Origin of the sequence: Rouxiella aceris, assembly GCF_012933545.1 — a bacterium.
GTDB classification, from domain to species: domain Bacteria; phylum Pseudomonadota; class Gammaproteobacteria; order Enterobacterales; family Enterobacteriaceae; genus Rouxiella; species Rouxiella aceris.
The window spans coordinates 24,164-42,938 of the sequence record NZ_JAADJU010000013.1; the positions used below are offsets into that span (position 1 = coordinate 24,164).

Annotated in this window: 16 protein-coding genes; 11 read left to right on the forward strand and 5 right to left on the reverse strand. The window is 53.0% G+C overall.

The window, feature by feature from the left end:
* Positions 1-45: 45 nt before the first annotated feature.
* From GW590_RS20735 to GW590_RS20750, 4 genes are all read right to left on the reverse strand, one after another.
* Positions 46-2,406 carry a virulence factor SrfC family protein gene (locus GW590_RS20735; RefSeq protein ID WP_169404983.1) on the reverse strand — a complete coding sequence of 787 codons (2,361 nt, stop codon included), beginning with the start codon at positions 2,404-2,406 and terminating at the stop codon, positions 46-48.
* Entirely contained in the window at positions 2,403-5,387 is a 2,985-nt protein-coding gene (locus tag GW590_RS20740; protein ID WP_169404984.1) for a virulence factor SrfB, read from the reverse strand. Before GW590_RS20740 ends, GW590_RS20735 begins: the two co-directional genes overlap by 4 nt.
* A gap of 2 nt (positions 5,388-5,389) precedes the next feature.
* Positions 5,390-6,727: an SrfA family protein gene (locus tag GW590_RS20745; RefSeq protein WP_169404985.1), complete on the reverse strand. Its 1,338-nt coding sequence runs from the start codon at positions 6,725-6,727 to the stop codon at positions 5,390-5,392.
* A 141-nt stretch (positions 6,728-6,868) separates the two neighbouring features.
* The gene (locus GW590_RS20750; protein ID WP_169404986.1) at positions 6,869-7,306 is read right to left on the reverse strand and encodes a MarR family winged helix-turn-helix transcriptional regulator; all 438 of its coding nucleotides are present in this window, start codon (positions 7,304-7,306) and stop codon (positions 6,869-6,871) included.
* A gap of 67 nt (positions 7,307-7,373) precedes the next feature.
* On the opposite strand from GW590_RS20750, the gene GW590_RS20755 reads away from it, so the two are divergent.
* Positions 7,374-8,111, forward strand: coding sequence for a siderophore-interacting protein (locus GW590_RS20755; RefSeq protein WP_169404987.1), 738 nt, complete (start codon positions 7,374-7,376; stop codon positions 8,109-8,111).
* Positions 8,112-8,153: 42 nt separating this feature from the next.
* A complete protein-coding gene (locus GW590_RS20760) occupies positions 8,154-8,405 on the forward strand; it encodes a DUF1272 domain-containing protein (protein ID WP_169404988.1) in 252 nt (83 codons plus the stop codon).
* Between the two features lie 29 nt (positions 8,406-8,434).
* On the opposite strand, the gene ptrR is transcribed toward GW590_RS20760, so the two are convergent.
* Positions 8,435-9,295, reverse strand: coding sequence for a putrescine utilization regulator PtrR (gene ptrR / locus GW590_RS20765; protein ID WP_169404989.1), 861 nt, complete (start codon positions 9,293-9,295; stop codon positions 8,435-8,437).
* 137 nt (positions 9,296-9,432) lie between these two features.
* On the opposite strand from ptrR, the gene GW590_RS20770 reads away from it, so the two are divergent.
* From GW590_RS20770 to GW590_RS20810, 9 genes are all read left to right on the forward strand, one after another.
* Positions 9,433-10,827 carry an NAD-dependent succinate-semialdehyde dehydrogenase gene (locus tag GW590_RS20770; RefSeq protein ID WP_169404990.1) on the forward strand — a complete coding sequence of 465 codons (1,395 nt, stop codon included), beginning with the start codon at positions 9,433-9,435 and terminating at the stop codon, positions 10,825-10,827.
* Between the two features lie 115 nt (positions 10,828-10,942).
* Complete coding sequence (locus GW590_RS20775) at positions 10,943-11,284, forward strand: type VI secretion lipoprotein TssJ (RefSeq protein WP_169404991.1); 342 nt, start codon at positions 10,943-10,945, stop codon at positions 11,282-11,284.
* Between the two features lie 145 nt (positions 11,285-11,429).
* Entirely contained in the window at positions 11,430-12,533 is a 1,104-nt protein-coding gene (locus tag GW590_RS20780; protein ID WP_169404992.1) for an ABC transporter ATP-binding protein, read from the forward strand.
* A gap of 86 nt (positions 12,534-12,619) precedes the next feature.
* Complete coding sequence (locus GW590_RS20785; RefSeq protein WP_169404993.1) at positions 12,620-13,900, forward strand: ABC transporter substrate-binding protein; 1,281 nt, start codon at positions 12,620-12,622, stop codon at positions 13,898-13,900.
* Positions 13,901-13,911: 11 nt separating this feature from the next.
* Complete coding sequence (locus tag GW590_RS20790; RefSeq protein WP_169404994.1) at positions 13,912-14,823, forward strand: carbohydrate ABC transporter permease; 912 nt, start codon at positions 13,912-13,914, stop codon at positions 14,821-14,823.
* The gene (locus GW590_RS20795) at positions 14,820-15,662 is read left to right on the forward strand and encodes a carbohydrate ABC transporter permease (protein WP_169404995.1); all 843 of its coding nucleotides are present in this window, start codon (positions 14,820-14,822) and stop codon (positions 15,660-15,662) included. Before GW590_RS20790 ends, GW590_RS20795 begins: the two co-directional genes overlap by 4 nt.
* Before the next feature lie 14 nt (positions 15,663-15,676).
* A complete protein-coding gene (locus GW590_RS20800; RefSeq protein ID WP_169404996.1) occupies positions 15,677-16,600 on the forward strand; it encodes a metallophosphoesterase in 924 nt (307 codons plus the stop codon).
* Between the two features lie 156 nt (positions 16,601-16,756).
* Entirely contained in the window at positions 16,757-17,506 is a 750-nt protein-coding gene (locus GW590_RS20805; protein ID WP_169404997.1) for an SDR family NAD(P)-dependent oxidoreductase, read from the forward strand.
* A gap of 21 nt (positions 17,507-17,527) precedes the next feature.
* A complete protein-coding gene (locus tag GW590_RS20810; protein WP_169404998.1) occupies positions 17,528-18,538 on the forward strand; it encodes an AraC family transcriptional regulator in 1,011 nt (336 codons plus the stop codon).
* Positions 18,539-18,775: the final 237 nt, after the last annotated feature.

Here is an 18,775-nt window from a genome sequence, read left to right on the forward strand (position 1 = left end):
CTATGACTGAGATCCAGTCATAGGTTTTTTTATTTATCTGCTCAGTTAACGGAACATCGCCATCACCTTACCCAACGCCTTGCGCTGCGCGTCGCTGATCTCGCGCGAGGCGGAGTATCCGGCATTTTGCACAATCATTTCATTAAGTCCCACTAACCAGTCATAGATATAAAAGGCCGTGGTATTGGTTGGCGTGGCCGCCAGCTTGGTCAGTCGCTGTGCGGCACCCCAGGAGAGTTCCTGTTTGGCCGGTTGACTGAAGATTTTCGCACCCCGATTGACGCGGCTAAGTGGACGCTGTGCTTCCGGTACATGAAGAAATCCCAGCCAGGCGACAAAGTCACCCAGCACACTAAGTACCCGCGAAACCTGACGATCGGCGGCACTTTCTCTTTCCGCCAGATTAGTTTCCGTTTCACCCAATACCTGCGCCAGTGATTGCTCAATACCCAGACGATAGGCGGCGGTGATCATCTCGGCGACCAGCAGTTCCACCGTTGCTTTACCCACCCCCAGCAGTTCAATCAGCGGGGCATTTTCCGGCAGATTACGCAGATGATTGATCCAGTAACGCTGCACGTTTAAGGCATAATCGGTCTGGTTACGCAGTTTGGTGGCAATATCGTTTTCCGTCGGCAGGTTTTCTTCGGCGTTCATCTCGCTAAACAGATCGATATTCAGATTAAGTCCAAAAGGATCGGCAATCTCGAAAGCCGGGCTGTCATGAGGCGTGGCGCTATGCGGTGTCTGCTGTTGCAGATAAAGCCGACGCAACTCTTCCCTTGAAGGTAACAGACGCTCCAGGAGTTCACCGTGAACACCGGTGCGGCTTTGCAATGCCTTGAGCAGCGTTTCGGAAATGCGCTGTTTGTGTTGCGGATCTTCAGCGGTCGGTGCCTGTGCCCAACTGCCGAGCAGGTTATCCGTTAATTCACGCTGAATTTCATGCAGTTGCTCATCGAGCCTTTCGCGTTTTATTTCACGGCCGATCTCACTGATAAGATAGGTGACCATCCGTTCCAGGCCGCGGGCGTCGCTGGCCAGCAGCGAGCCCCAGCTGTCGCCGGGATTGCCGACATAACGCTGTACCGCTTCATCAAAATATTGTGCTTTTGCCAGACGCTGATCGAAAGGGGTTAGCACCCAAATCAAACCAGGTTTACGTCGACTGCGGATTTGCGCATTCTCGCCTTGCGTCTGCTTGACCCAATAGTCGAGCAGGTTACCAATGGCCTTGGCGTCACGGCGGGCGCGTGCTGCGGTGCAAACCAGCAGCAAATTGATTGCCTGTTTCTCGGTATAATATTCCAGCAAATAGCTGCGTTTGCTGTTGTGGATCTGTTCGTCGAAAGGCAGATTTTCCGCCGGATCTGCCACCCGGTAGCCCGGGATATTTAGCAGGTCGACGGTCTCGAAGGCAAATTCGCGGGTCAGGGTGTGCAACGGCACGCATAATTCTGTGCCGAGCAGGGTGATCTCATCCAGAGTCAGCGACACCGCCTTGCCGCTATGCCCGTCTTGCATTGGCAATACCAGCCATTCGCTGTCGCGATCAACGGCGTTAAGCAGGGCGACCGGGGCCAGCAGTTCGGGAGCATTGCTCAGATGTTGCAGCACCTCGGCGTAGTGACGATAGGCCTGGGTGAACGCCGGTTGCTCATTCCACAGTACCGAGAACAGGCGTGCCCGCTCTTCGATATTCAGTGAAGGAGCCAGCTCAATAGCTGCGGGCCAGAAGTGGGTGGCCAGCACGCGGTGACGGCGACGGTCGTGGCGGGCCATATGTTGCTGAAAATCTACCACCTCGTTGGCGGTCATCCCGGCTACGTTGCCTGACTGACGCAGCATATGCAGGTTTTTGACGTGTTCGATCACTTGCGCTTCATCCAGCGCCAGCGGTTTCCCGAGCTCGGCAGTCTGTTGTAAAAACAGATTGGCGATCAGGCGACCCAGGTCTACTTCTGCCAGCAGCGAAATATGCAGCGGAAATTCTTTATCCTCGCTAACTGGCTGATGGGTAAAACGCGTGACCAGATGTTGCGTCAGACTGTTGGCGTGGGGTGTCAGATTGATCTCTGCCGCACAGTCAAGGGTTCTGCCCCCCAGTCGCGCCTGAACCTTGCCGCTGGCATCGGTTGCCAGTGCATTAATCAAATAGGATTTGCCTTCGCGGGACTGGCCATAGAATCCGAGGGTCAGCGGTTTTTGCGCCGTGGCGGCAAGATAAGCGGTGCGGCTGGCACAGCGGCGCAGTCTGACCGACAGGCTGTCGGCCTCCAGATCCAGTAATGTCGCGCTTTGCCGAGTATTGTCTATCCAGGCAAGTGCCTGCTCAATACCTTGCTGTACCCGTGCCAGGTGTGTCGACAGGGGGGTACCGGCTGGTTTCGGGGTCAGGGATTTCATTTTTTAAATACGCTCCCGCTGTCGATCCAGTAATGGGTTGCACCGGTGCCATTATTGCCCAGCGTGTTTAATTTCAGTCGCAAGTGGTGAGTGGGTACCCGGCTGCCGTCGTTAAGCGTCGCTTCGGCAATGGTAAAACGTTCCGGGCTTTGGTTATCCTCACCTTTAATCAGCGCCAGTTTGACGCGCAGCGTATGATCGCCGGCGACTTTACGCGCCAGTTCATGATCGACAATCGACAGGGTATACAGCGGTGACGCTGGCCAGCGGTCATTGTCCAACTGACGGAAGCCGAGGCTAAGCGAGCCACGCATCTGGAAACTGTTTTTCTTGTCCAGTTCAAAGCCTTTGCTGTCGAGATCAATATCGCTGTAGTAGACATCGTCATTGGACAGGCTTTGCTGGGCATCCAGCTTGCCGAGATAGTTAATAGTCGAATAGGGCTGGAAGTCGCCGGATTTGAAATAGAAGCCGGAGAGACGTAAATCCAGCGCCAGCAGACAGAGCATACCGCCAACCGCCGCCGTGGATTTCGGGTTCTCGATGCGCCCCTGTTTGTTAAACGGATACCAGTCGCTGGTGTGATAGCCATCCAGCGACAGAATACGGTTAATTGGCAAAGGTTGCAGATAGCGGAACAGCGCCTGAATACCGGGGAAACGCGAAGGACGTCCGGTAAGCAGCAACACATCGCAAGAATAGAGCGACACCACTTCGCACAGCGAACGCAGATGCTGGGTGATACTCATGCGATTAGACAAGAATTCGGCATGCAGTTTTGCCAACTTGAGCACCATCGGCACTTGCAGAATATCAAACAGCGTATCTTGACCGTGCAGCTCGCGCTGGACTTCGCTATTGATATGCTCGATCACCTTTTTGGTCGGTGATTGCAAGAGCAGTTCGCCAAAGCTGGCTTCGATTTCTGCACTGGCATCGAGAGGATCATAGCCTTCGTAGGTTTCCAGAATCGCCTGGGCAATGGGCATAAAAATTTGTAGCGTAACCTGTTGGCGCAGGGTCGATTGGCCGTCGAGACGACCTTCGCTGCCAAACAGGCGGGTCATCAGGGTATCGGGATTGGCCAGACCGGCTTTTTTTAACGCCGCCTGCAGCGATGGCAGGACGTACAGCTGGATCACATCCAGCAGAATATCGTCACCGGCTACTTTGAAGCCTTCGCGGAACAGCAGGCGCGGGGTGATTTTAACGTTGCTGCCGACACCGTCGTCCAGCCAATATTGAGTGATGGCCAAATCGGTAGTGCCACCGCCAATATCGATCGACGCCACGCGCAGGGTTTTACCCACGCTCTCACCGGGAGCCAGTTCTTTATCAGGGCGGGCCTGACTGGCAAAAAACTCTTCCGTACGGCCGGCAAAGTTAACCTGACTTTCGTTATACAGATAGACCATTTGTCCGCAGGTGGCTTCGTCCCATTCCATTTGCACATCGGGAACCGGGATCAGGCTGTTGCTTTTGTCGGCGGCGCTAAGAAAATCGTCGTCAGCCGGGTGCCAGCCGAGCGCTTTCCAGACAATGCCAATGGCTTCGTGCATTCTGCGCCGAAAGATCTCGCGTTCCGGTTTTGGCATGGCCGAAGGCAGGGTCAGAATAATATTACGCAACTGGCGCGGGGCATTGCAGTGGGTCATTTTCAGACGCTGCGCCGCGCTGTTGATCTGCATTAACGCCTGAGCCAGCAGTTCGGAGAGCATAAAGGTCATCACTGAACTGCGACTATAGTGCGGCGAAAATACCGGTAAACGCTCGTCAAGCGCCACTTTATATAGCGGTTCGCCTTCGTCGTTAAACAGATTGGTCAACGGCATAGCAGTCGCCGGGGACTCGGTGTGCTGCGTTGCCGAATGGCTGAAACGCCAGCCGGGGGCATAGCTTTCTTCGTCCCACAAATAACGGCGCGGGCTGGAGATGCCGGTCGAGCCTTCGCTGCCTTCACGATGCAGCGCAATGCGCGTGGCTTCACGGCCAACGCGGGTGATTGATGGCCAGACAAAGGCGTCTTCGCGGCCGCTTTCTACCGAGAAGTTCTGCTTGCCAAACTTCACCGCCGAAAATTCCACGCGACTTTCAAATAGCTCGTTATACAGCAGATGCGGCTGGCTCATATCGCGCAGTTGCAGCTCATAGGTCTGCTTCAGGCCGTTATTCTCGTCGAGATGATCTTCCACCAAAATGCCGCAGGTATGCGAGTTGCCGACATCGAGAATAAAATCGACGTTGACCGCCGGTTCTTGCAGCGTACTGGTGATCAATTTGATTTCCGGCACCCCGAGCTGCAGACCGAGCATTTCCAGCAGATTGAGATAGTGCGCCTGGTATTCAAACTCTTTCAGCGCATCTTTTACGGTTTTCGCTGAACGATCTTCACGCTGCATCGCCTGCTGGCTAAACACCTCGCGCAGCCAGCCGTCTACCCAGGTAGCATCGAGAAAATCGACCAATTCTTCATTGTGCCAGGCCAGCGCAAAGCTGAGGCCGGTTTTGATATCATTTTCATTGGGAGCCAGCGACTCATTGTCCTGACCTTCTGGGTACACCTTGGTATCGAATGCCAGGCAGATACGGTGGGTATTGCCGTCGTTATCCGGTTTATCCAGCGCCAGCACTTGTACGCGAGCCCAGTTATCCGGGCCGGTCATAAAGGTGCGCGGGGCATTAAAACGGAAAAAAGGTACCGGTAGCCAGATTTGGTCAAGCAAATGCAGAGACTGTGCCAGCGTAAAACTAAACTCGGGTTTGACGATTTCTGGTGCGCCGCCAGCGATACCGGGCAAGGAATACTTGCCGTTTTCCTCATTGAGGGCCAGACGCAGCAAGGGACCATTGGCGCTTTTGCGCACAAATTTATTGGCCAGTTGGCTGTCAATTTGCGGTTTTAAGGCAAAATCCAAAAACTGGATGCCGCTGTTCTGAATCAGCGTGATTTTTTGCTTATAGTCGGTGATTGTCGCCAGCATGGTCATTTACTCTCGCGCTTTATCGTCATCGGGTAGACGCTGTCATTATTAAAGCGGCCATTACATACCGCCGCGCCGGTCGCATCCTGACTACAGACGATTTGAGGCATTTGATAACGGGTATCATCGCTGCACCGCGCCTTGCTCTTGGTATTAATCACCAGGTTACCTGATTTCATCAGCCCGGCAGTTACCGGTACCCGACAGTTGACACCGCTGCTGTAGGTGATTTTGGCGAACCCGATACCATCTTTAATCTGATATTTAAACATTGGGGGTTTGCCAAACAATGGGTCCTTGCTGTCCACCGTTACCCGCCAGTTACCATCAAGAAACTTGATAGAACCAATTTTCACTTCATCGGCAGGTAACACCAGGGCATTTTTGGCAATCGCTACTGGAGCCGGTGGCGCGGTTTTTTCTGCCGGTACGGCAGGCGCAGGGATGACTGCTGCTTGCGCCACCGGTAATGTCGGTGCGGCGACCGGTGCCGGTTCTGCTACTGGCGGCTGTGCGACGGCGATCGCTGCCGGAGCTGGTGCTTTAACGATATCGTTATTTACCTGCGGGGCAGGTTTGACTTCTGCCAGTTTTGGACTCGGAGAATAATTGTGCAACGCGACAGCGCTGACCAGGGCAATGGCCAGGGCAGCGGCAGGTAATAACCACAGCGAACGTCCGCGGCGTGGGGTTGCGCCAGGGGCCGCCAGTACCGGCGGCGTTTCGCTGCTGGCGGTAGCGGGTTCCATCGGTTTCGCTGCCGGTTTTTCCGCTGCTTTGGCGGGTGCCACCGGGCGAGAAATTAGCGGTGCCGACAGTTCGATTTTTGAACGCGGGCGGATAGGTTCCACGTCGTCCTGCGTTGGCCGCAGCGCCTCCAGGGCATCGCCGCGCGATTTTTTATCGAGTTTGACGAATCCCCAAAAGGTCAGTACCGGTTGTCCGCCCACCAAATAGACATAGTTCTGATCGGGGAACTGAATGGCTTTTGACAGCAGAGCGCCAAACAGTTTTTGCGAAGATTTTTCCGAAGCCTGCGCCCGACTGACGATCTGGCTGACCTCCGTCTGACAGGCTTCGAGTTGACGCAGTGCCTGCTGACGTTCGCTATGACTACTGGTTGCCCAGGAGGTGACTTTGCCCTCGACGGGAGCATACCAGTCAAGGCGGTCGCCTTGTTCATTTGGTTGGGGGATAGCCAGACAGTCAGCAATATGCTGCTTTTTCCGAAGGCGTAATGTTTCCCGAAGCTGAAGGGCTGAGGCATAAACTGCTTGCCCATTTTCGCCCAATGCCAGGAGATCATCCAAACTACCGCTGCGTAAAAATAATTTTGCCACGCAAAAAAGACCCTTTATAAGAGATGCCTGGGGGCAGAAAATAATGCGATATCTGCTACTTTAGTTATTTTAGTGTGGCTGAGGGGAAATCAAACGCCTGAATAGATAGCAAAACTGCGACATATTCGTCAGACGTGCGGCTCACACCTGCTCGAAATTATCATAAACGCGACGTACCAGAGCCAGTAATTGCTGCTGCTCCTCGACATTGAGTCCGTTTAGAGCCAGTTGCGACAAGTGTTTACCCTGTTGCTGCATCTCGGTTTTGATGCCTGCCCCGCGCGCAGTCAGGGTTAAACGGACAATCCGGCGATCGTCCGCGTCTGGTTCGCTGGTCAGCAGGTCTTTATCACGCAATCCCTTGATTAAACGCGCCATTTGCGCTTTATCCCGCTCCATGAAACGCGCCAGATCGCCCTGGCTGGCGCCAGGATTACGCCCCAGATAGGCCAGCACTTTGCCATCCATATGGGTGATGTTGTACGGGCCGTCACGCAATTGCTCAAATTGTCTGGCCCGATAGCGATGCATAATCATATGCATTAACCACATCACATCATCGTTATGCGAGTTAGTCATTAGTTGACAATGTCTCCTGGTTTTCGGTAGATTGTTGATATTATCAACCAAAGGGAATCTTTTAGCTATGACCAATAACGAAACAACCAGCCGTGTGCAACTTATTCGCCATGAAATCAAAAGGCGTACCCTGGATGTGGTCAGCGTCGAAACCATCAGTCCACACTTTAAGCGCATTACCTTGAGTGGCGACACGCTGGCTGATTTTATCAGCGCTTCTTTTGATGACCACATAAAATTTATTGTTAATCCCCAGGCAGCTGAGCCGGTAATGCGCGATTACACGCCGCGCTCTTATGATAATAAGAAAAAAGAGCTGGTGATTGAATTTGCCATGCACGGCGAGGGGCCCGCCAACCAGTGGGCTGAAAATGTCAAAGCGGGAGATCAGGCGATGATCGCCGGACCGCGCGGCTCCCGTGTGATACCCGTCGATTATGCCTGGCACCTGTTGATTGGTGATGAAACGGCGTTTCCCGCCATGTCGCGCCGTATGGAAGAATTGCCGGCGCAAGCCAAGGTGACCCTGGTGGCACTGGCCCACGATGTGCGCGATCGCCGGGCTTTTGACTCCCGCGCTCAGGTGGACATCATCTGGGTTGACACGGCAGAACAACTTATTGACTGGGCGCAGTCTTTTGCCTTGCCCGCCGGTGAAGGGTTTGTCTGGTGCGCCGCCGAGGCCAGTATCATTAAATCGTTGCGCACGATTTTTATTGATGATAAAGGTCATGATCAGAACGCAATCCGCACTTCTGCCTACTGGAAGATGAGAACCGCCGCTTTCCATGAGGAAGTGCAATAATTCGGGAGGCTGGCGCGGCCATCTATGAGAGGAGACATAAGTATGCTCGAACTAAGACCAAACTGTGAGTGTTGTGACAAAGATCTGCCACCGACTTCAAGTGAGGCGAGAATTTGTTCGTTTGAATGCACATTCTGTGTCTCTTGTGCAGAAACCACCCTGGGCGGGCTGTGTCCCAACTGTGGTGGCGAGTTAGTGGCACGTCCGCGAAGGCCTATAAATAAATTGGTTAACAACCCGGCATCGACCCAACGTGTGCTTAAGCCTGCGGGCTGTAACTCTGCACCCCAGTGAGCGACGGTGTTCTCTCGCCGGGCAGATAATTAATGCGCTTCTGCCAGCAGACTGACCATGGCCTGCAAATTGGCGGAAGTCTGCCCCTTACGCCACATCAACCAAATCTGCAATTTTCCCATTTCGTTAGCCAGTGGATAAGCATGTACGCCGGTTTTTCCCGGCATATTCTCCAGCATGCTGGCCGGGATCAGCGCCAGACCGGCACCGGCGGTCACGCAGGCTAAAATGCCGTGATAGGACTCCATCTCATAAATTTTTCCCGGAACCGCCTGATCCTCGGCAAACCAGTTTTCAAACAGACGCCGATAGGCGCAGTTGGCGCGAAAGGCATAAATGGTGGCACCTGAAATATCTTGTGCGCGTTGAATAGGCGCATGGTTAAGTGCCGCAATCAATACCATCTCCTCATCAAATACCGCCACACCATCAAGCTCCGGATGTCGTGGGGGACCATCGACAAAGGCGGCACTAAATCTTCCGCTAAGCATTCCCTCAATCATATCGCCGGAAGGACCGGTGGAGAGATCCAGCTCCACGCTGGGGTAGGCCTGATGATAACGGGCCAATACCGGCGGGATCCTGACGGCAGCGGTACTTTCTATCGATCCGAGGGTGAAAATACCCATCGGTCGTTGACCGGAAACACTCTGTTTTGCTTCTTCCGCCAGTGCCAAAATACGCAGGGCATAGCTGAGAAAAGTTTTCCCCTGATCGGAAATATGCAGCCTGAGCTTTTCACGATGAAACAGCAAGGTGCCCAACTCCTCTTCCAACTGTCTGATGCGGGTAGAGATATTGGAAGGAACGCGGTGCAGCTTCTCGGCGGCCGCGGTGACGCTGCCTTCGGCGGCTACGGTGGCAAAGACTTCCAGTTGAGTCAGGTCCATAGGTATTCTCGAATTGAGACAGTTATTTTCTTTATTATTCATTTTAAAAAAAGGTTTAACAAGCATAGGATTTTCTACAGACAAGCGATGCACCTGCAGGGTGCCGACAATTTTTTGCCGCCAACGAGAGAATATCCATGACCCAATCAGTTGCTACCCCGACAGGGGCTTTTTCCCGCAATCCGACCAGCGGCGAAATCATTAAACATTACCCTTTTGCCAGTGCAGACCAACTGGAAAGCGCACTGCAACAAACTGCCGAGGCGTTTAGTCGCTGGAAGAACAGCGCCTTGCCTGCGCGCACTGCACTGTTAATCAGCATTGCCGCCGGTTTAAGAAAAAATGCCAACGCACTGGCGGAGATGATGACGCTGGAGATGGGCAAACCGATCAGCCAGGGTCTGGCCGAAGTGGAAAAAAGCGCCAGCCTGTGTGAGTGGTACGCCGAACACGGACCGGCGATGCTCGACCCTGAGCCAACTCTGGTGCCGGATAACAAGGCCTGGGTCAATTATCTGCCGTTGGGGCCGGTGTTATCGGTAATGCCGTGGAATTTTCCGGTCTGGCAGGTGATGCGCGGTGCGGTGCCGATTATCCTGGCGGGTAACAGCTATCTGTTAAAACCCGCTCCAAATGTCATGGGCTGCGCCTGGTTATTGCAGGAGATTATTAGCGCTGCCGGTGCGCCTGCAGGTTTGTTTGCGGTGATTAATGCCGACAATGCAGCAGTGGCAACCAGTATTCAGGACGCACGCATTGCGGCGATCACCGTGACCGGCAGTGTGCGTGCCGGGGCTGCTATTGCCGCCATGGCCGGTGCCGCATTGAAAAAATGCGTTATGGAGCTGGGTGGAAGCGATGCCTTTATTGTGCTGGCCGACGCCGATCTCGATGCTGCGGTTAAAGGTGCCATTGCCGGTCGCTTTGTCAATAATGGGCAGATCTGTATTGCCGCCAAACGTATTCTGGTTGAAGCGCCAGTGCTGGCGGCGTTCACCGAGAAATTTGTCGCTGCCGTCAAGGCGCTAAAAATCGGCGATCCGCGTGAAACCGCCACCTATATCGGGCCGATGGCCAGATACGATCTGCGCGAAGAATTACACCAACAGGTACAGGCCACGCTGGCAGAAGGGGCAACCTTGCTGCTTGGCGGCGAGAAAATAGCCGGTGAGGGTAATTACTATGCGCCGACGGTGTTAACTAATGTTAAAGCCGGTATGACCAGTTTTACCCAGGAGCTGTTTGGTCCGGTCGCCTCGTTGATTGAAGTACAGGATGCTGCCGAGGCAATACGTCTGGCTAATGACTCCGAGTTTGGCTTGGGCGGCAGCCTGTGGAGTCGCGATATCGAGAAGGCTCGTAAGCTGGCATTGCAGATCTATACCGGCGGTGTTTTTATTAACAGCCCGAGTTTTTCCGATCCGCGTGTGCCTATTGGTGGTGTTAAGAAAAGCGGTTTTGGTCGCGAACTTTCCCACTTTGGTCTCCGTGAGTTTACCAATCCACAAACCTTGTGGATTGAACAACCTTAATCGCCGTTACCCTGTTCCCTTGAGTCCTGAACGAAATCCACGCTACGGCGTGGATTCAGACTGCTAAAGAACCCCGCATTATTATGTGGGGTTTTTCTTTTGTAGCGACCGAAGGTTGCGATCGCCATATTTTTCCATCCCACTCTCTTTTGCCCTTTTTTCTCTTCTATATCGCTTTTTAGCCCTTAATAACTCGCTTTCAGATGCCTATAAAGCCTCGCGCAGAAGTCAGCCTAATGATAAAAAACAGGCATTTCTGCCGGGACGTGAGCTTAGCGTACAGATGCCCTTGCATGCCGAGGCACAATTTATCGCCGTGGTGGGTTTTTTTCAGTCCCCGGATCTCAGCCAAAACACCTGGCGTCTGGTGCTATCACGCGGCGAGTTGAAGGCGAATGCCGCACGTATTATCGATTTGCGGGAAAATCGCCTGAGGTTACGTCCATGGCGGCAATAATTGTTTTACATAAAGCGCATGCTGGCCGCGGTCTGCCAGTACCCAAGCCTCCGGCCATCGTGCAAGCGTCATATTCTGTTAATAAAAAGTACATACAAGCTCGTTAATTTATGGCCATCACTCACTGCAAAGATGCGCAGCGCTTATGAGCTATTTATCACTTCATCGTATCAGCAAGGCCTGGGGCGAAAAAATCGCCCTAAATGACATCAGTTTTGATGTGCAGGAAGGGGAGTTTATCGCCTTGCTCGGCCCCTCGGGCTGTGGCAAATCGACCATGCTGCGTACCCTGGCCGGTCTGGAATTTGCTGATAGCGGTGCCATCTATTTTCAGCAGCAGGATGTCAGCCGACTCTCACCATCGCAGCGTAAGTTATCCATGGTATTCCAGTCCTATGCTCTTTTTCCGCATTTGAGCGTCCGAGAAAATTTGCTGTTTGGCCTGCGCGCCAGGGGCGAAGACAAGCGCCAATTTGCGCCGCGTCTGGCTGACGTGGCCAAATTGATGGAGCTGGAAACTTTGCTGGATCGCCTGCCGTCTCAGCTTTCCGGTGGCCAGCAACAGCGGGTGGCGTTGGGCCGTGCGGTGATCGCCAATAACAAACTCTGTCTGATGGATGAGCCCTTATCCAACCTCGATGCCAAACTGCGGCAAAGTATGCGTCGCGAGATCCGCGCGCTGCAAAAAAAACTTGGGCTGACCATGATTTACGTTACCCACGATCAGACCGAAGCCATGAGTATGGCTGACCGAATTATTCTGCTTAATGACGGTGCCATTGAGCAGCAAGATACTCCCGACAACTTATACAACAACCCATCGAGCGTGTTTACCGCCCAGTTTATCGGTGCGCCGCCAATGAATATCCTGCCGCTACGCGCGGAAGGGCGTCAGCATTATCTGGCCGATATGACGTTGCCGCTACTGGAGAATGCCGCAGATCAGGCGCTTAGCCTGGGTCTGCGTGCCGAAGATATTCAGCTCTGTGCCGTAGAAAATGCATCGCTGCACGGTGAAGTGATCAGTCTGGAATATATGGGCGCAGATACCCTGGTAGTCTGCCGCCTGGCGCAAACTCCGGCGACCATCACGGTAAAAATCCCCGGTATGAAATCAATGGCCGAAGGCAGCCAGATAGGACTGCAATGGTCGCCAGCGGCGCAATATTTTTTCTCAACCAGCAGCGGCAAACGCTGCCGCCACTTTGGTGAAAATATTCTGACGATGACCAACCGGCTGGCCGTGTGACCCCCGCCTGAGTACCGATTTTTAAAATGATAATGGCTATGCAAACCATCTTTTACCTATAACTCTCCATTGCTGAAGGGAACAATATGTCTGTTGCAATTCGCTTGTCACGTCTGGCTGCTGCGCTGGTTTTAGTCTCGGCTACGTCGGCTTTTGCCGCTGATGCCGTCAAGCTGCAAATGTATTACCCCATCGCGGTGGGCGGTAAAATCAGCCATACCGTTGAGAGTCTGGTGGCGGATTTTGAGAAAACCCATCCGGATATCAGCATTCAACCGGTGTATACCGGCGACTACGCAACCACAGTGACCAAGGCATTAACCGCATTTCGCGGCGGTAATGCGCCACAAATGGCGGTGATTGGCGATATTGAAGCCTATTCGTTGATTGATGCCGGTGCCATTGTCCCGGTCAGTGATCTCGCCAACGATGCTGCCGGTAAAGCCTGGATCGATGGTTTCTATCCGGCGTTTATTCGTCATATCCAGAACAAGGTGTGGAGTATTCCGTTCCAGCGTTCAACGGTGGTGCTGTACTGGAACAAACAGGCCTTCGAAAAAGCCGGATTAAACGGCGAAAGCGCGCCGCAAAACTGGCAGCAGGTGGTGGAGTTCGGCAAAAAGCTGGTAATGCGTGAAGGTAGCGACGTTAAACAGTGGGGCATTGAGATCCCGTCGACGCCAAACGGTTACTGGAACTTTCAGGGGATCGCAGCCACCAACGGCAGTCACCTGGATAACGGCAAAGGCACGGCGGTAACCTTTAATACGGCAGCTAACGTCGAAGCCCTGCAATGGCTGACCGACCTGGCACAAAAAGAGGGCGTTTCTCCCAAAGGTGCGATTGCCTGGGGAACGACACCGCAAGATTTTATCGACGGTAAAACTGCCATGATGGTCACTACTACCGGCAACTTGACCACCGTCCATGACAACGCCAAGTTCCCGTTTGGCGTCGCCATGCTGCCGGAGAAGACTCAGCGCGGCAGCCCGACCGGCGGCGGTAACCTGTATGTGTTTAAAAATGCCAGCCCGGAACAGCAAAAGGCAGCGATGGAGTTTATTCGCTGGGTATCGGCACCTGAGCAGGCAGCTCGCTGGAGCATTGCTACCGGTTATGTCGCAACCTCGCCTGCGGCCTGGGAGACGGATGCCATGAAAACTTATGTGCAACAGGTACCACAGGCACTGGTGGCGCGTGAGCAGTTAAAATATTCCCAGCCTGAGCTGTCGACCTATAACAGTGTACAAATTCAGGAACTGCTAAACCATGCCGTCGAGGCTGCGGTAACGCAGAGCAAAACCCCTGAGCAGGCGTTGTCAGCGGCTCAGCAACAGGCCGATCGCCTGTTAAAACCTTACCAATAACGGATGCCGCTATGAGTACGCTCTATTCTCTGGCACCGACGGCACCCGGCAAAACGGTGTCGCTGCAAGTTTACGGGTATTTGCTGGTTTTACCGGCGGTGGGTTTTCTGCTGCTTTTTACCCACTATCCGGCGTTGGCAACCCTTTGGCAGAGCGTATTCAGTGCGGCGCGAAATGGACATCCAGCCCAGTTTGTCGGGCTGGATAATTACCGGGCGTTATTGGATGACGACACCTTTCTGCTGTCACTGCGCAACAATTTACTCTATGCGTTAATCACTATTCCGTTGGCGGTAGGGCTGGCGTTGCTGATGGCGCTGGGGGTTAACCGCCGAGTGCGGGGTAATGCGCTGATCCGTTCGGCATTTTTTATCCCGTCACTATTGCCGATGGTGGCCATTGCCAATCTTTGGCTGTTTTTCTACACCCCGCAACTGGGTCTGTTAAATAAATTATTATCGATATTCTCACTGCCTGCGGTTAACTGGCTGGGGGATCCCCATACCGCGCTTTATAGCCTGATGGCGGTATCGGTATGGCGCGAAGCCGGATTTTTTATGATTTTTTATCTCGCCGCCCTGCAACAAATTGACCCGCGACTGGCGGAAGCTGCGGAGATAGAAGGGGCCTCACGGCACTACTTCTTTCGTAAAATACAGTGGCCGTTATTGATGCCAACAACCCTGTTTATTTTGATCAATGCGTCGATGAATGCCTTTCGCATTGTCGATCAGGTGATCGCCATGACCAACGGCGGGCCGGATAACAGCACCAGTTTGTTACTGTTTTATATCTATCGCACGGCGTTCAGTTTTTGGGATCTGCCTTATGCCTCGGCAATGACCACCGTATTGCTGGTGATCCTCGCCTCAATTGCATTGGTTAAATTTCATTTACTGGATAAGCGAGCACATTACCAATGAAGTCGACAATAACAGTGGCACCGCCAGCCGCGTTCTCCTTTGGCCGCGCAGGTCTGAATCTGACACTGTGTCTGGCGGCGCTGCTATGGTTCTTGCCCATTCTGGTTGCAGTCTGGGCGGCCATTCATCCCGCCGCAGAGCAGGGGAGTTTTAGGTTGTTTGCCCCCTTGACCTTAGAGAACTTTGTTCATGCCTGGCAAGCGGCACCCTTTGGCCGCTATTTTCTCAATACCACGCTACTGGTATTGATGATTGTGGTCTGCCAGTTGATATTGGCGACCCTGGCAGCCTATGCGCTGGTGCGTTTTCGCCTGCGCGGGGCGGGGATAATTTTTGCCCTGATTTTGCTGCAATTGATGATCAGCCCCGATGTGTTGATCCTTAAAAATTACCAGACCATTGGCGCGCTGGGATTACGCGACAGTTTGCTGGGTATTGCGCTGCCCTATTTTGCCTCGGCCTTTGCTATTTTCCTGCTGCGCCAGACCTTTAAAAGTATTCCGCTGGTACTGGAAGAAGCGGCAATTGTTGAAGGGGCAAGCCGGTTTTATATCTTGCGGCGTATCTATATTCCGCTGGCAAAACCTATCTATGTGGCCTTTGCGCTGGTTTCCATTAGTTTTCACTGGAACGATTTTCTCTGGCCGCTGGTGATCACCGATTCAGTCAAGGTGCGTCCTTTGACCGTCGGCTTGCAGCTGTTTTCCGCGCCGGAACAGGGGATACAGTGGGCGCTTATTGGCGCAGCGACACTGATGACCTCATTACCGCTGTTACTATTGTTTTTACTGTTTCAACGCCAGTTTGTGCAATCCTTTATGCGCGCAGGTATTCGCTAAGCAGGAGTCAGGCTATGACGCTTCCATTAACTTCGTTACAGTGTCACGCATTAGGGCCGGTTAGCGCCCTCTATTCACCGCCGCAGTTGGCCAATCTGCCACATTCCAAAACCACGCTACGTTTTGGTTTGATTGCCGATCCGCAGTATGCCGACGCCGATGCTAACTTATCGCAACAGTGCTTTTACCGTAACAGCCTGGGCAAACTGGATAAGGCGATTAGTGAACTCAATGAGTTACGCCTTGAGTTTGTGGTGACACTGGGAGATCTGGTCGACCGTGACTGGTCAAGTTTTGCCACCTTATTGCCGCTGTATCAGCGGCTTCGTCATCCCCATGCGGTGGTGATAGGCAATCATGATGCCCAAGTGATCAGCGACAATCTGGCGGCGCACAATCCGAAGCTGCCGCTGCCAAAAAGCTATTACCAGTTTAGTCAGCCTGGTTATCGCTTTATTGTTATTGATGGCAACGATATTAGCCTTTATTGCAACGCGGCCAACGGCGATGAGCGCCAGCAGGCCGAGGCGATATTGACCAGGCTTAGTGCACAACAGCAACCCCAGGCGCAAAGCTGGAACGGCGCGGTAGGGGAACAGCAGCTCGTATGGTTAGAACAAACGCTGCAACAGGCCCGTGAGCAGGGAGAAACCATTCTGGTATTCGGTCATTTTCCGCTGGCACCTATTAATCGCCATAATCTGTGGAATAGTGACACCCTGATTGATTTGCTTTGCCGCTACCAGGTGCGGGCCTATTTTGCCGGTCACGATCACCAGGGCGGTTATACCCGTATTGGCAGCACCGACTTTATCACCCTTAAAGGGATGGTTGACGGCGCGGACCGCCTGCCGTTTGCCATGGTGGAGCTGAAAAATGGTGAACTGACAGTCAACGGTTATGGCCCGGAAATCAGCCGCGTATTGCCTCTGGAATGATAGCTGGACCAGAAAGCGATCTGGCTGATAAAAATTGGCGCGTTATGCAATAAGAGTGGCGCGCCTTGTTACTTACCCCTACAAAGTAAGCCTGTAACCTGATGGATATTGGTTCAGCACGACTGAACATCTCATCCCAGACAGGAGTACTCCACTATGCATCATCCTATCGCCCTTGTTACCGGCGCAACTTCCGGCATTGGTAAAGCCACTGCTAAACTTCTTGCGTCAAAAAACGCCATGGTGATTATCAGCGGCCGTCGGGTGCCAGAAGGCAATCAGCTTGTAGAGGAGATTCTTGCCGCTGGCGGCCAGGCGCAGTTTATTCGTTGCGATGTCAGCGATGAAGAGGCGGTCCGCAGCCTGATCGATAATGTAGTGGCTGAGCATGGCCGGATTGACTGGCTGGCACATTGCGCTGCGGTTTCTCTTGAGGCTAAACTGTTTGCCGATGCGGATACCGCTGTGTTCAAAACCATGGTCGACATCAACCTGATGGGCACCTATTACGTAATGAAATATGCAATTCGCCAAATGCTGCAGCAGGATAGCGGTGCTATCGTTAATATCAGCTCCATCGCCGGCCTTAAGGGTTCACCACTGTTTGGTCCTTATGCCGCCACCAAGTTCGGCGTTATAGGCATGAGCAAATCAGCCGCGCTGGAATATGCAGCCAGGAATATTCGTATTAATGTCGTGGCACCGGGCGGCGTACGCACTGAACTGCTTGAAGGGTTGTTCGCGTTGGGGCAGTTCGACGAAGCAGCGGTGGCAGCGATGCATCCGGTTAAACGCATCGGGGAGCCACTGGAAATTGCCCAGGGTATTGCCTGGTTGTTATCGGATGAGTCTTTGTTTGTGACAGGGCATGTTCTTTCCATCGATGGCGGCCTGCAGGCTTTATAAATTAATCACCGAGCCCTATTTATGACCGAGAATTTTGCTGATCGTATTAAAGTCCCGGCAGTCTTATGGCTCGGGTTGGAAAATGTGGGCATTAGCGTATCTGCGCTACTTCGTCAGGCGCAACTCCCCCTGGGGGTTTTCACCAACCCCGGGGCTATCACTACCTGCCAGTATTTTGCAATCTGGCAGGGGATATTTGATATTAGCGGAGATGCGAGCATCGGTCTTAAATTGATTGCTGCACTGCCCACCGGGAAGTTGCCACCCAGCCTGCTGGCGGCTTATCACGCGCGCGATTTTCGTGATGCACTACTGCGTATAGCACGCTACAAAAGGTTGTGTATTCCTGAACAACTGCACCTCGAAGAAGAAGACAATCAATGCTTTATCGAACTGAGTTGGCTTTACGCTGAACAGGCTGAACCTGCGCCTTTAGTTGATGCCAGTTTAGCAACCTTGATGGAGATCGTGCGGCGCGGCACTGGCGTCGCCCTCAACGCCAGCCTGGTTGAACTGCGACATACCCCAATGGATGTTTCGCTACATGAAGCCTGGTTTGGCTGTCGTGTCCGTGTCGGGGCGCAACATAATCGCCTGCACTTGCATCGTTCCGATTTGGATCGTCCTTTTGTTTCCTATAACGCTGAACTATTGGCAATGCTGGCACCGGCCCTCGATCAGCAACTTGTTGAGCACCAGCATCAACACTCATTTAGCGATACGGTCTGCTGGTTACTGGGCCGCCAACTTAGTGCCGGGCGTCCTGATATTCCTGCCGTATCCAGGGAGATGGGCGTCAGTGAGCGCACGTTACAACGCCGGCTCAGCGAAGAAGGAACCAGTTTCAACAGCCTTCTGTCGACTGTTCGGCGAACGCGCGCTCATAAATTGCTGGCCGATCCTGAACTTGATCTTACGGAAGTGGCTTTATTGCTTGGCTACGAAGATCAGAGTTCGTTTTTTCGCGCTTTTAAACTTTGGGAAAACCAAACGCCTTCTGCCTGGCGTAGCTTGCAGCTAAATAACGCTTAACTTTCCCTTTGTGATAATTCCATTATTAATAATATTGGAATTATCATATCCAATCCCCTCTCTTTATCCTTCTCAGATAAACGCTAATATATCAATCGAACTCAGTAGGGATGGCTGAAAGCACCTAACTTACTCATTCAGATAAACAGCGGAGAGCTTCTCCTGCGTATCGTCCTGGGGGACTTGTTAATCCGCATCATTCGGCCTTATTCTTACGCAGAGAAGGGCGCGAGAAGC